The sequence below is a fragment of the Mycobacterium heckeshornense genome (assembly GCF_016592155.1).
Classification (GTDB): Bacteria; Actinomycetota; Actinomycetes; order Mycobacteriales; family Mycobacteriaceae; genus Mycobacterium; species Mycobacterium heckeshornense.
The window spans coordinates 2,857,366-2,871,120 of the sequence record NZ_AP024237.1; the positions used below are offsets into that span (position 1 = coordinate 2,857,366).

The window sequence follows — 13,755 nt, forward strand, 5'->3', positions numbered from 1 at the left end:
CTCATCGTCCACCACCTGCAGGTGGCAGCATCATTCCACGCAGGCCGGTGGCCGGATCGGTGGGTAGCGGGTTCTCCGGCCTGGCCGGCACGAACGGGGGGTTCGCGTGATTCGGGTCGACCATCCCGTTTCCGAAGAAGTTGTATATCTCGTTCGCTGGCGGTAGCGGCCCGTTGGGCGGCGGTGGCACAGTACGGAACGCCTCCGTTGGCGGCGGCCCTGGCGGCGGGATGTAGTCCGGTCGCAGCCAGTCCTCGCTGTAGGTGACTTCGTTGGGACGCGCAGCAACACCGACGAACGGGTTTATCCCGATAGGCGGGTAGTTGTATTGACGGTTCTTGATTATGGGCGCCAGATATTGCACACAGAGTTTCGCCGACTGCTTAGCACCCAAGCGTGATGCGGCCTGAATCGCCGAGCACAAAAACTGGACTGGGTTGGCGAAGTTGTTGATCGCCAATGCACCGGACAGTGCCCCTTGCGCGGGTTCGTAGATGTTGAGGAAGTTCTGGAACGCTGTGGGAGCGATGTGCAGAGTTTGCTTGATGTCGTCCAGACTCTGAACCACTGCGTTGGACACCGACGCCAACTTGTCCGAGGCGGTGCCTAGCGCCTCACGATTGTCGGCCGTGAAACTTGTGAGGTCGCCGACCACATCGTTCAAATCGCTGACCGCATTTCCGACCTCGTTGGGGTCGTTGGCCAGCTGCCCCGTGACCGCCGCCAAGTTCTGGTTCAGCTGTCGCAACAGGCCGCTGCTGTCGTGCAGCGCCGACACAAGAATTGAGAGGTTTTTGAACGTGCTGAACAGGTCGTCGCTGTGGTCGCCGAGCGCCGAAACCGCTTGCGACAGCTTCAGGACAGTCTCACGGATGGCTGGACCCTGGCCGCGCAGGTTGTCGGCCGCGGTGTTGACAAACGATCCCAGTGTGCTGACTCCGCCCGGTTGCGTCGGCTGCAGTGTCTGCGTCAGCTTCTCAAGCTGTTGGCGGAGATCGTCCCACTCCACCGGAACCGCGGTGCGTTCCCGCGGGATCACCGCGTTATCTTTCAGCACTGGCCCGCCGCGGTAGGCGGGTGTCAACTGGATAGCGCGACTCGTCACCAGTCTTGGGGACAGGATCACCGCTTTAGCATCTGCGGGCACCTTGTATTTGTCGTCGTACCAGAAGGAAATCTTGACGCGATCAGGTTGTGCTTCGATCTTTTCGATCTTGCCGACCGGTACGCCGAGTATGACTACGTCGTCGCCGACGTAGATTTCATTGCTGTTGTCGAAATATCCGATGACCTTCGTGTGGCCGACACCGCTTACGGACCGCACCACCATAATGGTGCCGCCGATCAGCGCCAGCACCAACCCCACGGCGAGGCCGATCTTGGCGTTACGGGTATTCACTGTCCACCACCTTCGGTTGGCCGCGACGGGCCCCCGGGCAGGCCGACGGGTCCCGGCCCGTTAAGCACGGGCGGTTGGCTCGGTGGGATCTGCCCGGGCGCCGGTTGGCTGACCGGCCCCGACGGCGCAGGCACGCCAGGTCCTGGGCCCAGCGCGGGCGGTCCCGGTGGCGGGCCACCGGGTGGCGGCGCAGGTGGCGGCTCCCGATACGGGTAGCAACCGGGACCGGGCAACGGAACGCCCGGCAAACCGCACGGGTAGTCGCCGGGGTTCCCGGTGATGGCATCGGGCAGGGTGCGTCTGGGCTCTCCGCCCTGGCCGGTCCGGGGATACGGCATCGGCAGTGGCGGCGTTGCAGGTTGGCCGACTTGCGGGTCGCTGAGCTGCGACGGCAACCGCGTTGCCGGGTCCAGGCCGAGGTCGGAGAACGCCGCGTCAATAAATGGCTGAACGAACTGACCCGGGAGCAAATTGACAATATACGCTTTGAAGAATGGCCCCGACGCTACCGCTTCACCCAGTCCGAGCGCATAGCCGTTGAGCCCTTTGATCGCCTTCTGGATCTGTTCCTTGCGGTTGTCGACGATGGTCAATACCCCGTTGAGCTTGTCCAGTGCGGGCTTTAGCGTTTCGCGGTTCTCGGCAATGAAACCCTTCAGCTGCTGAGCCGCCGCGGAGAGATTGATGGCGATCCGGTCCAGTGCGCTGCGTTCGCTTTTCAGTTGCGTCAGCAGCGCGTTGGTGTTGGTGACGAGCTTGACTACCTCGTCGCTACGCTGCGCCAGCACCTTCGTGGCCTTGTTGGCGTTGCTCAACAGGTTTCGCAGCTGTCTATCGCGCTCATCCAGTGTTTCGGATAGCCGCGCCACACCTTGCACCGCAACCTTGAGAGCCGGTGGGGTATTGGAAAACTCGTTCGACAGCACGGCCAGCGCCTTCGACAACTCGTCGGTGTCTATCCCGTTGATGGTGCGCGTCAGATCTCCCAGCGCGTCGGGCACCTGATAGGCCGGTGTGGTCCGGTCCAGTGGTATCGGTCCGGTCAGCGGCCGCTCTCCGCGTGGCGTGACTTCAAGGAGCTTGGCGCCCAGTAACGTCCTCAAATGGATTGCCGCCTCGGTACGCTCGCCGAGCCGGACACCACCGGCGACCTTGAACTTGACCAGCACCTGCGGTCCGTCCAGTGCGACGCTGGTCACCGTACCGACCTTTAAACCCGAAACCTGAACGGGGTTACCCGGTGACAAACCGCCCGCCTCAGCAAAGTACGCCGAGTATTCCTTGCCGCGGTTGACGAACGGCAGCTTGCTGACATTCAGTGCCAGGAGCAGGACAGCGACACTCACGACAACACCGATCGCCCCGACGACCACGAGGTTGCGATCCGAGAAGGGTTTCACCGTGGTTTGCACCTCCCCGTGTCCTGACCAACCACCTTCACGTACACCGGTTGCCCACCTTTGCCGTTCAGCTTCAGCACCACGTCGCAGAGATAGAAGCTAAAGAAGTCGCCGTACAGACCCTGCCTTCCGAGGATTTGATACGCGTCGGGCAAGGTGTTGAGCAGGTTGTCGACAAAGTCGCGATCAGCCACCACGTTTCCTGCGGTCCGATCCGCCTCGCGCACCACCTTCTTGAGCGGCGGGCGGGCTTGGGCCAGCAAATCGGCGACAGACCCGACAGCCGCATTGGTGTAGGCGATCCCGTTGCTGATATCGCGCTTGCGGGCTTCCAAAGCCTGCACTAATTCAGACAGCGAGTCAACAGCCTTGGCGAATTGGTCGCTTTGATCCCCGAGCGAACCGAGCAGGGTGTTCAAATTGATGATGGTCTGACCTATCAGTTGATCCCGGTCGGCCAACGTGTTAGTCAGCGCGGCGGTCTGGGTGAGAACCGATCCGATCGTGGTGCCTTGACCCTGGAAAGCGGCGATCAGTTGACTGCTCAACGTGTTGATCTGTTCAGGGTTCAGGGCGCGGTACAGTGGCCGTAAGCCGCCGATCAACGCGTCTAGGTTCAGCGCCGGTTCAGTTCGACTCAGCGGGATGGTTCCCCCGGGATCGAGCCTCCTGGATCCCCCGGCCCTTTCCTCCAGCGCCATATATCTTCCGCCGATGAGGTCGTCGTAGCGGATGACTGCTCGGGTGCCCTCGGTCAGCACCACCGACTGGTCCACCGCGAACACGACGCGCACAGTGGAGTCGGGTTGGATGGAGATGCTTTTGACCTTGCCGACCTCAACACCGGCGATGCGCACGAAGTTTCCGCCCTTCAGCCCGGAGACGTTCGCGAACACCGCGTTGTAGCTCTTCGCGTTCTCAAAGCGCAACTGCGCAAAAACCATGACGAGAAGAGTCATCAGCGACAAGCACACGGTCACGTAGACAGCCACACGCATGAGCACGCCGGTCCAACTTCTTCGCATGTCTGCCTTTCTGTATCGCTTCGACAAATCAATGTGGCGGTGCAGTTTGCGGCGGTAGTGGGAGCGGCGGCGGTGCGGGTGTCGGCAACGGAGTGGGTTGCGCCCCCGGGTGCGCGGGTACGAACGGCTCAGACCCTGCCGGCGGTGGGCCGGGTTCTCGCGGCCTCCCGGGCGGAGGCGCTGGCGGCAGGCCCGGGTAGAGCGGTGTTCCGTCTGGGGCATATCGGGGCGCACCGTAGGGGGGAGCACCCGGGTACGGGACCGGGCCTGGTGCCGGCCCCCCCGGATAGCGAATGCTTGGTGCCTCGGGTGTCCCGCGGGTGACCGGGAGGTAGTCGGCGTAACCCGGAAAGCCGATGCCTGGGTTGGGCCGCACGTCGACCCCGGTGCCCCATCCAGAATTGGTGACCAGGTACCGCACCGGCCAGTTTTCGGTAACGTCGGGCAACGAACCGCAACTGGGCGTTCCGCCGGGGCCACCCTTGATCCCGTTGATGGGCAAATTGTCCGGATACCGGTAGGCATCGTCGCCGAACAACAGACTGGCGTCCACGATCAGCGACTTGCCGTTATAACCGCCGGCCTGACCAATGAAGTCATCGAGGGCGATCTTCCCACCGACAAACGTGCAGGTCAGTTGCGGGTTGTATTTCATCAGGAGGCGCGTTGTGGACTCCAGCACGTTGATGGCATGGACCAGGTTGTTCCTGTTTGGGCCGATCAGGTTGATACCGCTGTTGGATAGCCCAACAACGTTGAGCAGCAGCGAGTCAAGTTGCTTTGCATTGCCGGAGATGGTGGTGCTTGTTGTGCTCAGGGCGTCCAGCGTCGTCACCAGGTTCGGCGCCGCGTCGCTGTAGGTGTCGGCGAAACCCTTGAGCGCGCGGACGTCAGCCCGGATCGTCTCGCTCCGAGGATTGATCGCCATCAGGACTTGATTGGCGTCGGTTATAGCTCCACCGAGAGCTTCACCCTTGCCGCGAAAGCCCTCGGCCAACGCCGAGAGCACCGCGTTCAGTTTGGCGGTGTCGATCTGGTTCAGCACTCCGACCAGGTTCTGGAACACCGTGTTCACTTCGATGCTCACGTTGCGCGAGTGCACCACCGCCCCGGCCGCCAGATGCTTCGGACTTGGGTGGCCAGGGGTGAGCAGCTCGACGTACTTTGCACCGAACACAGTGGGTGCGGCGATCTCGGCTTCGATATTTGCGGGGATGTATTTGAGCTGGTCGGAATACAGCTCCAACTGCAGTTTCGCGATGCCGTTCGGCTGCACCGATAGCGACGACACTCGGCCGACCTGAACGCCGCGAAATTTCACCTTCGCGTAGGGCGCCATCACTAAACCTGCGCGGTCCGACGTAACCGTCACACGCGCGTACGACCTGAAATTCTCGTTGAACCCGGTCATTGTGACCGCGGAGGCACCGATGAAGAGGCCGACCAGGATCAGGGTCCACAGTCCGGGATGCAGGCCGGCGATGCGCCGTTGCCGTTTCGATTTCATCGCCGCTATCCCGACAGGTGAAAGCCGCCGGAACGCCCGAACAGAGCTAATGCCGTCATGAAACCCACGATCAGGTTCACTCCCAATGATAGGCGCACCGCACGACCGGTCGCCTCACCGACGCCGGCGGGTCCGCCCGAGGCGTTATAGCCGTAGTAGGCGTGGATTAGCATAATCACAGTTACTTGGAAAATTACCTGTACGAATATCGTAACCGAGTCCATGGGTCTCAGGTAATCGCGGAAGTAGTGGGTGTAGCTGCCAGCCGACTGATGCATTGCGACGACGCTAAGGACGTAACCGGAAACGAACCCTGCTAGCATCCCGCTGCAATACAAGGGAATTACGACGATCATGCCGGCTACCACCCGGGTGGAGCACAGATAAGGGATGGTAAAGACGCTCATTGCTTCCAGCCCGTCGATCTCTTCGTTGATGCGCATCGCGCCAAGTTGCGCGGTCACCCCAGCTCCGACCGTCGAGATGATGGCTGCGACACAGATAAATGGAACCAGGAGGCGGGGGCTAGCGTAAGCGGAGAAAAAGCCTACCAGCGACTCTACACCGAGATTACTCAATTGATCGTAACCAAATATGTTGACTATAGCGCCGCCATTGGCATTGATAAAGAAGACGACCCCTATGGACCCCCCAACCAGGGCAACCGCACCGAGACCCCCGGCCATCTGGGTGACCTGGCGCATCGTTTCGTATTTATACGTGGTGACGGCTAAACCGATACCGCGCAAAACCGTGGCGTAAAACGCGACCTGTTCCCCGACACGATTCCATCCGTTCATCCCGGCCCGCATTATTAGAGTCAGCCGGGGTAACCGTGCACTCGCTGGCTGGCTCACCGCATCACCCGTATCAGCGCATCGCCAACGGTGGTTAGCACCGTGCTGAGCACGAACAGGGCCATGTACGTGAGAACTACTGTCTCGTTGACCGCAGTGCCCACGCCCTGCGAACCGCCGGCCACATGGAGACCCTTGTAACAAGCGATCAGACCGGCTGTTGCACCGAAAACCAGGGCCTTGACGATAGCGACGATCAAGTCGGGAAGCCCGGTCAACAACGTGAGACTCGCCATAAAGGAACCGGGGTTGACATCCTGGAAATACACGGAGAAAGAAAATCCAGTAACCAAGCAAACAGTGCACACCACGGCGAACAGCAGTACCCCGCTGACCGCGAGTGCGACCACTCTCGGCACCACCAGCCTCTGGACCGGATCGACACCCATCACCTTCATGGCGTCGATCTCCTCGCGGATGGTGCGCGAACCAAGGTCTGCGCACATGGCCGTCGCGGCGGCGCCGCCGAGGGCCAAAGTCGTGGTTATCGGCGCAGTCTGCGAGACTACGGCGAGGGCTACACCCGCGCCGCTGAGATCGGCGGCACCGATCTCCAGCAACAGGACATTGAACATGAAAGCCGCAAGTACGTTGAAGCCGAACGCAACCATGGCGCCGGGCCCCGTCGATACTCTCGCGATAAACCAAAGCTGCTCGATGAACTCCCTCCAGGCGAACCGCGAGCGGAACAGTACGACCAGGACGTCCAACGACAGCGCGACGAAGCCGCCGAACCCTCGGAATGGCGTGACTAGTGCGCGGATCGGCTTGACTAGTGGGTGGACCGGCATGACTGGTGGGGCTGTTGCGACCACTAGGACGTCCTTTCACGTCTTGACATATCGCTGAGTCTCCCCTCGAACGCGGCCTCGCTATGTTCAGCGCCGCACCCACATGCCGGAGTGCTGTGTCCTTATTCGGTATAAATCCTGCGCTGCGTTAGAGACTCGTCGTTTCTATCCTGGGTCTGCACGAATGTCAAGTGCGTCACAGTCGAGGGTTGTTTTTCCTGGTAACCGCGCTGCTATTGGCTACCGACCCTACGAGAGGCCGAACGCTCAAATCAGGAGGGATGCGCCGCATTCGGTTGAGATTTAGGCTCAGGTTTTGACTAGACTTCTGGCGTGGCGCGCGGCGGTAGGAGAGAAGACCCCGGGGTCGGCCGTCTGACCCGGCGGGTCGCCACAACCCCAGTCCAGGTCAGGCCTTCCGGCACGTTGCCATCCCTGGGACGTAGCTAACAGCGCGCGGCGGGCTGGGTCCTAACCACAATCGCGAGCTCAGCAGCGCCGGCTGGGGGCTGCTGTTTGCGCGAGCGCGGGCGTCACGGAGCAGAGTTGGCCGGTCATCGAGATCCTATGTTGATGGCAGGTCCCCGATAATCGGTCTACCCGGTTCTAGAGCCAGGTTGTGATTGATACCGATTTCAGTTGATCTCGCAGGCCACGGGGTGATGGGTGTGGCTGCACCGGGTAGCGTACTCGATCGGGGTCAGATAGCCCAGCGCCGAGTGACGATGCCGATGATTATGTTCATGCTTGAAGTCGTCGATGACGACGCGAGCCTCGAGCAGGTTGGTCCAGTGGTTGCGGTTGAGACACTCCTTTCGCAGCCGGTTGTTGAACGATTCGATGTAGCCGTTCTCCTGAACCGCCCCGGTGAGTCCGGAGACTTTCTGGTGTGTGAGCTCAGCCGGCGGCTGGTCTTCGGTGTTGAGCGTAGTAGGCGGCCTCCAGGTCTACTGGTGGGATATCGCCGCAGTACTTGTAGAGGCGGCGATGGTGTAGGGGTCGGACCGCAGCGCCCTGCCGGTCTTTCGACGCGGTGGGTTTCTGCGGCCCGCCCTCCGAACCGGACGTGCATGTCTCCACGCATCCGGCTCTCCACTTGTTCATGCCGCTGGTGCGGTGTCGGTGTCGGGTGGCCAATTCGCCCATGGTGCAGGGATCTTCGAGCCCCGGTATCGGTAGCGGAGGACCGTCACCGATCGTGGCCGGAACAGCTCGACACGTCGGTCGCTGATCTGCCAGTCAGGCCAGAAGCGACGGCGTAGCGTTCCCCAGGTCAGGCCGAGGTGTCGTTTACGCAGCCAATACGCAACCCGCATGAATGCGAAGTGGTCGACGTAGCAGAAGGTGCGTTTAGACACTCCGTGCTTGAAATAGTTGCACCAGCCCCGTAGCACGGGGTTGACCTGCCGGAGCAGGTCGGCGAGTGTGTGATGTTTGTTGCGGCGCGTCAGTTTCCGGATCTTGCCGGTGATCGAGGCCAGCGATTTCTTCGATGGCCAGGTGTAGACGAACCGCTTGCTGCTGCCCGGTTTGGTTCGCCGCTGGATGCGGAAGCCCAAGAACTCGAAGCCCTCGTCGATGTGGCAGACCCTGGTTTTCTCGACCGACAAGCGCAGGCTCATCGGTGCGAGTACCGCTTCGACCTCATCCCATAGTGCTTCGGCATGAGCGCGTGTGCCGTTGATCAGCACCACGAAATCGTCTGCATAGCGGACGATCCGATAGGTGGCGCCTCCGGCGCGCCGATGCTTGGTGCGCTTCCAGTTCGTATCGAGCGCTTCCCACTGACGCATGAAGTGCTCGTCGAGAACCGACAGGGCGATATTGGCCAGCAGCGGTGAGAGGATCCCGCCCTGGGGAGTGCCGGTCGGCGTATCCCGATGTACCGCATCCTCGGAGAGGATCCCGGCTTTCAGGAACGCCTTGATCAGCGTGAGCACCCGCTTGTCACCGACCCGCATCCGCACCCGATCCATCAGTGCACAATGCGAGATCTCATCGAAGCAGGCCGTGATGTCTGCTTCAAAGACCCACTCGTACCCCTTGTTACCCGAGGTGTAGTGGTGGATCTCGGCGATCGCATCCTGTGCCCGCCGTCTCGGCCGAAACCCATACGAGCACGGCTTGAAATCCGCCTCGTAGATGGGTTCCAGCACCAGCTTCAGCGCTGCCTGCACGATCCTGTCGGCGGTGGTCGGGATTCCCAGGCGTCGCATCTTGCCGTTCGCCTTGGGGATCAACTTCTCCCGCACCGCAACCGGTGTGAACCGGCGTTCTTTCAGGTCGCCTTGCAGTTCTGCAAGGAGTTGCACCGCTCGGTCATCGATGGAGGACGGTGTCACTCCATCGATCCCGGCCGTGCGTGCTCCCTTGTTGCCCCGCACCCTGTTCCACGCCACGACGAGGAACGCTGGGTCATAAACGAGGTTGAACAGATCATCAAACCGGCGGCCCGGATCGGCCACCGCCCAACGATGCAGTTTCCGCTGCATCATGCGTACCCGCAGCCACGCCTCATCGACGTCGGGCCACGGCGCGCCGGTATTCACCAGCGACCTTCGCGCAATGCTCGGCAACCGCGAACAAGCTGGACCCCTTCGCCATGTGACCGGCTTTCCCGGACTCGGACTACTACGGATCCTCCGCCCCCACACGACGGCATCGGCCGGCGACGGACCTTCCCGCCGAAACGCTGGATGCGCTCCGGGAAGGGGACCACCGCGTGGGTTCCCACGTTCACTGTCAGATCGATCGACGGGCGAGGTGCCCAACTATGCTCCTGCGGCATCGCCACGGCTACGCCGCGGGCCTTCACCGTGACCTCCCGACCGGCGGTACAAACCGATCGCGGAGTTCCCCGCACCACACCGTGATACGAGTGTGCGCCGCTGCCCAGCCCAGATCCGCCAGATTCGAGCTGGTGGGAACAGACTTGAGGAGCGTTCAGACGCTGGTTTCTCACGTACACCGTCCCGTCTTGCTTGCCGGACCCGCGTCGTCTGGCAGTGCCGACGCGTCCCGTCGTTGTCAGGGCTGCTTTCCACCCTCATCGGCGTCCCCCGAATCAGGCTGCCCCCAGCTTCAACCCGCTGCCGCGACAGCGGACAGACGAAGGATTCTCACCTCCATTCGATCCCACAGCGCCTCGTGGCGCTCTGAACCAGTCCACCCATTCGGCGGTGGCCAACTCGACCTCCTCGATGGTGCGCCAGGGTTTGCGGGGTTTGATCAACTCGGTCTTGTACAAGCCGATGATCGTCTCGGCCAACGCGTTGTCGTAGGACGATCCGACTGCCCCGACCGAGGGTCGGATACCGGCTTCGGAGAGCCGCTCGGTGAACCGGATCGAGGTGTATTGGGATCCTCTATCGGTATGGTGGACAACATCTTTGAGATCAAAGATCCCTTCGCGTTGCCGAGTCCAGATGGCGTGTTCGATGGAATCGAGCACCATTGAGGTCGCCATCGTTGCGGCCACCCGCCAGCCCAGAATCCGTCGGGCATAGGCGTCGGTGACAAACGCGACGTCGGCAAACCCCGACCAAGTCGATACGTAAGTCAGGTCGGCCACCCATAGCCGGTTGGGCGCCGGCGGGCCGAATTGGCGACTCACCAGATCGGCGGTCCGGGCCGCCGTCGGATCGGCGAGCGTGGTGCGTGTGACCCTGCCGCGCACCGCGCCCGAGAGCCCGAGTTCGCCCATCAGCCGCTCGACAGTGCAGCGGGCCACCTCAATGCCTTCGCGGTTAAGCGCCAGCCACACCTTGCGCGCCCCGTACACCCCGAAGTTCGCGGCGTGGATCCGCCTGATGTGCTCCTTGAGCTTGTCATCGCCGACCTCGCGGCGGCTGGGCTCACGGTTGACCTGGTCGTAGTAGGTCGAAGGGGCGATCTGAACGCCGAGTTCAACCAACCGAGCCCGTCATGATTTCTGTGTAAGTCTGAGGTGACTTGACAACGAGTTGTATTCTAACACAACGGAATCCGTCCAGGGAACAGTTTCGCCAGGGTGTTAAGCGCCACAGTCCAGTTGTAGGTTCCCGTCCCCGAATAGCCTCCTCTGTGGCTGGAGATGTTGCGCAACCCCAAGTACAGCAACTTGATCGCAGAGTCCTTGTCCGGGAAATGTCCGCGGTTCTTGGTGATTTTGCGTAGCTGGAAATTGATGGACTCGATCGCGTTTGTCGTGTACACGATCTTGCGTAGTTCCACCGGGTAATCCAGGAAGGCAATGAACTCTGGCCAGGCGCCCCGCCACACGTCGATCGCGCCGGGGTATTGCGCACCGAAATCGCGGTCAAACTCTTTGAGCGCGAGCTCAGCGGCATCTACGGTGGGCGCCGAATAGATGGCCCGCATCGACGAGGCGACCTTGCGGCGGTCCTTATACCACACGAACCGCATCGCATTGCGAATAACATGCACCACGCAGACTCCCGCTGTCAACCTCGGGTCGTGGGCATGATTGATCGCCGCGGCGGGCTGACTTTGCTCAGCGCGGGGGCGGGGTGGGGTTGTTAGGCGGCGGTGGCGCGGTGGTGGATGGCCGGGTCGTAGGGGTTGTGGTCGTGCCAGCAGCGCCACAAGATGCGACACCAGCGGGCGCCCAGGCCACGCAGGGCACGATGGTGTGGGTGGCCGGCGGCGCGGGCGTGTTGGTAGATGTCGGCCGACCAGAGGTCTTCACGGACGGCGACGAACATCCACCAGTCGATGGCGTGCCGCATCCGCCGGTTGGCGGCGTAGCGGAAGCGAACCTGACCTGTGCGCCCGGACACCTTGGTGACCGGAGCCAAGCCGGTCTCTGCCAACAATGACGGCGCCGAAGGAAAACGACTGCGCTCCTCACCCATTTCGGAGATCAACACGGCGGCGGTGACCGGTCCGATGCCGGGGAAACTGGTGAAGATCGGGGTGTCCGGGTGCGCCTCAAGCAGTTCGCCCAGTCGTTTGTCATGGGCTCGCAAATGGGTGTTGAGTAGAGCCAGTTGTTCGGTGAATGCTTTGGCCGCCAACGCTTTGCCAGCAACGGTGCCGTCGCTCGCCGATAGCAGATGCGGCTGCATCCGGGCGACAAGTGTCTCGGGTTTGTGCCGGCCACTGTAGCCGTGCCGGGACGTGAACGCGCCCATCCGCGCAGCGGTGATCCGGCCCGCCTGCACGGGAGTGGGATAGCTGCGGATGAAGGACAGGGTGATGTCCCGGTCCAGTGCAGAAAACAGGTGCAACGGGCACGGATGATAGGCATCCAAGATTGACCGCAGTCGATTCTCGGTGTCCACCTGCATATCCAGGATGCGTTGACGATCGCGGCTCACTGCGGTCAGCTCCGCTAGAAGCGGCGACGGAACGGCCAACGGCCGCCACTGGGCATACTGGTGACGCAACGTATCGGCCAACACATAGGCATCGAATTCGTCGGACTTGGCGGCCGCCATCCGATAGCGTTCGCGTGCTCGCGCCGAGATTTTCGGTGACACGCAATAAATTTCGGCATCGCAGTGGTGCTGGAGATATTCGACCAGTAGCCCTTCGGCCCGCTCGATCGCGATCCGGACCGCACCGGTGAACGAAGCAATCAACCCGACCAGGACGGCCAGACCATCGACGGTGTGAGCGACCTTGCGACTGAGCAGCTGCTGGCCGGTGCCATCCAGCACACACAGGTGATGGAAGCGCCCGCCCCAGTCGATCCCACACCAGAAGCTGTTCGGCCGTTGCAGAGTACTCTGATTCATTGCACTTGGATCCCTTTCAATGTGAAAGGTTCACCCTGCGATCGCGAGGCCTGCCCGGAACCTCATCTCGGCACTCACCGCCCACAGCGGTGGCGCTGCTCTCGCTGGCCGGTCCACGCCCCGCAGCCACCACGGGCGGACAGGTCTGCATGTGGACCTCGAAGGTGACGCGTTTGCGTGGGCCCTGCCCGTGGTGGTGCAGGTGAACGCCGAGACCATCCCGGCCGATCCATTGTTAATAGATGAGGTCTGGGTGATCGCCTGAGGCCACACGGCTTCGATGGCGGTCGGCAAGCCCTTGAGCCCATCGCACACCACGATGCATACGTCCTGGGTGCCCCTATTTTTGATTTCCGAGAGCACGCGCAGCCAATACTTGGAGCCCTCCCCGTCGCCGTGCTCACCGGCCCACAGCCCCAGCACATCGCGGGTGCCGTCGACGGTGACGCCCAGCGCGATGTAGATCGGCCGGTTAGCGACGTTGCCATCACGGATCTTGACGTTGATCGCGTCGATGAACACCACCGGATACACCGGGTCCAGCGGCCGGTTGCACCACTCGCTCATCGCCTCGATCACCCGGTCGGTGATCGTCGAGATGGTCTGCTTGGACACCTGCGCGCCGTACACTTCGGCCAGATGCGCGGCGATCTCGCCGTGAGTTAAGCCCTTGGCGGACAACGAAATCACCAGCCCGTCGATCCCTGAAAGACGGCGCTGACGCTTGCGCACGATCTGCGGCTCGAACGACCCATCCCGGTCCCGAGGTATCGCGACCTCCACCGGCCCGACGTCGGTCAGCAGCTGCTTGGTGCGGGTGCCATTGCGAGAGTTGCCGCCATCGCGGCCGGCCGGATCATGCTTGGCGTAGCCGAGATGATCGTCCATCTCGCCCTCGGCCGCAGACTCGATGATGGTCTTCGTGAGCTGGGCCAGCAGCCCGTCCTCCCCGGTCAACCGCAGCCCCTGTGAGCGGGCCCGATCCACCAACTGACCGACCAGCTGCTGATCCAACTCATCCAGATCCACGACGCCGGT

Annotated in this window: 8 protein-coding genes and 4 pseudogenes; all 12 read right to left on the bottom strand. The window is 62.1% G+C overall.

The annotated features are described in order from the left end of the window. Position 1 precedes the first annotated feature (1 nt). Positions 2-1,399, bottom strand: a complete 1,398-nt coding sequence (locus MHEC_RS13590) for a virulence factor Mce family protein (RefSeq protein WP_053094060.1) — start codon at positions 1,397-1,399, stop codon at positions 2-4. Then, the gene (locus tag MHEC_RS13595) at positions 1,396-2,799 is read right to left on the bottom strand and encodes an MCE family protein (RefSeq protein ID WP_048893514.1); all 1,404 of its coding nucleotides are present in this window, start codon (positions 2,797-2,799) and stop codon (positions 1,396-1,398) included. Before MHEC_RS13595 ends, MHEC_RS13590 begins: the two co-directional genes overlap by 4 nt. After that, positions 2,796-3,797: an MCE family protein gene (locus MHEC_RS13600; RefSeq protein WP_372507368.1), complete on the bottom strand. Its 1,002-nt coding sequence runs from the start codon at positions 3,795-3,797 to the stop codon at positions 2,796-2,798. The genes MHEC_RS13595 and MHEC_RS13600 overlap by 4 nt, the downstream gene beginning before the upstream one ends. A gap of 55 nt (positions 3,798-3,852) precedes the next feature. Further along, positions 3,853-5,331: an MCE family protein gene (locus tag MHEC_RS13605; RefSeq protein WP_048893506.1), complete on the bottom strand. Its 1,479-nt coding sequence runs from the start codon at positions 5,329-5,331 to the stop codon at positions 3,853-3,855. Between the two features lie 5 nt (positions 5,332-5,336). Further along, positions 5,337-6,143, bottom strand: a complete 807-nt coding sequence (locus tag MHEC_RS13610) for an MlaE family ABC transporter permease (RefSeq protein WP_201399558.1) — start codon at positions 6,141-6,143, stop codon at positions 5,337-5,339. A 41-nt stretch (positions 6,144-6,184) separates the two neighbouring features. Continuing rightward, positions 6,185-6,979 carry an MlaE family ABC transporter permease gene (locus MHEC_RS13615; RefSeq protein ID WP_048893504.1) on the bottom strand — a complete coding sequence of 265 codons (795 nt, stop codon included), beginning with the start codon at positions 6,977-6,979 and terminating at the stop codon, positions 6,185-6,187. A 635-nt stretch (positions 6,980-7,614) separates the two neighbouring features. Next, a pseudogene (locus MHEC_RS13620) lies at positions 7,615-7,833 on the bottom strand (integrase core domain-containing protein); the annotation flags it as partial. 246 nt (positions 7,834-8,079) lie between these two features. Continuing rightward, positions 8,080-9,528 carry a group II intron reverse transcriptase/maturase gene (gene ltrA, locus MHEC_RS13625; protein WP_048893872.1) on the bottom strand — a complete coding sequence of 483 codons (1,449 nt, stop codon included), beginning with the start codon at positions 9,526-9,528 and terminating at the stop codon, positions 8,080-8,082. Between the two features lie 596 nt (positions 9,529-10,124). Beyond that, positions 10,125-10,871, bottom strand: a pseudogene (locus MHEC_RS13630) (IS3 family transposase); the annotation flags it as partial. A 77-nt stretch (positions 10,872-10,948) separates the two neighbouring features. After that, positions 10,949-11,413, bottom strand: a pseudogene (locus MHEC_RS13635) (transposase); the annotation flags it as partial. A gap of 83 nt (positions 11,414-11,496) precedes the next feature. Continuing rightward, positions 11,497-12,717, bottom strand: coding sequence for an IS110 family RNA-guided transposase (locus MHEC_RS13640; protein WP_201399562.1), 1,221 nt, complete (start codon positions 12,715-12,717; stop codon positions 11,497-11,499). Positions 12,718-12,951: 234 nt separating this feature from the next. After that, positions 12,952-13,746: pseudogene (locus MHEC_RS13645) on the bottom strand (IS256 family transposase); the annotation flags it as partial. Between the last annotated feature and the right edge of the window lie 9 nt (positions 13,747-13,755).

Coding starts and splice junctions, on each gene's coding strand:
- MHEC_RS13605 (WP_048893506.1), bottom strand. CDS start 5,331: ATGAAATCGAAACGGCAACGGCGCATCGCCGGCCTGCATCCCGGACTG.
- MHEC_RS13610 (WP_201399558.1), bottom strand. CDS start 6,143: ATGCGGGCCGGGATGAACGGATGGAATCGTGTCGGGGAACAGGTCGCG.
- MHEC_RS13615 (WP_048893504.1), bottom strand. CDS start 6,979: ATGCCGGTCCACCCACTAGTCAAGCCGATCCGCGCACTAGTCACGCCA.
- MHEC_RS13640 (WP_201399562.1), bottom strand. CDS start 12,717: ATGAATCAGAGTACTCTGCAACGGCCGAACAGCTTCTGGTGTGGGATC.
- MHEC_RS13600 (WP_372507368.1), bottom strand. CDS start 3,797: ATGCGTGTGGCTGTCTACGTGACCGTGTGCTTGTCGCTGATGACTCTT.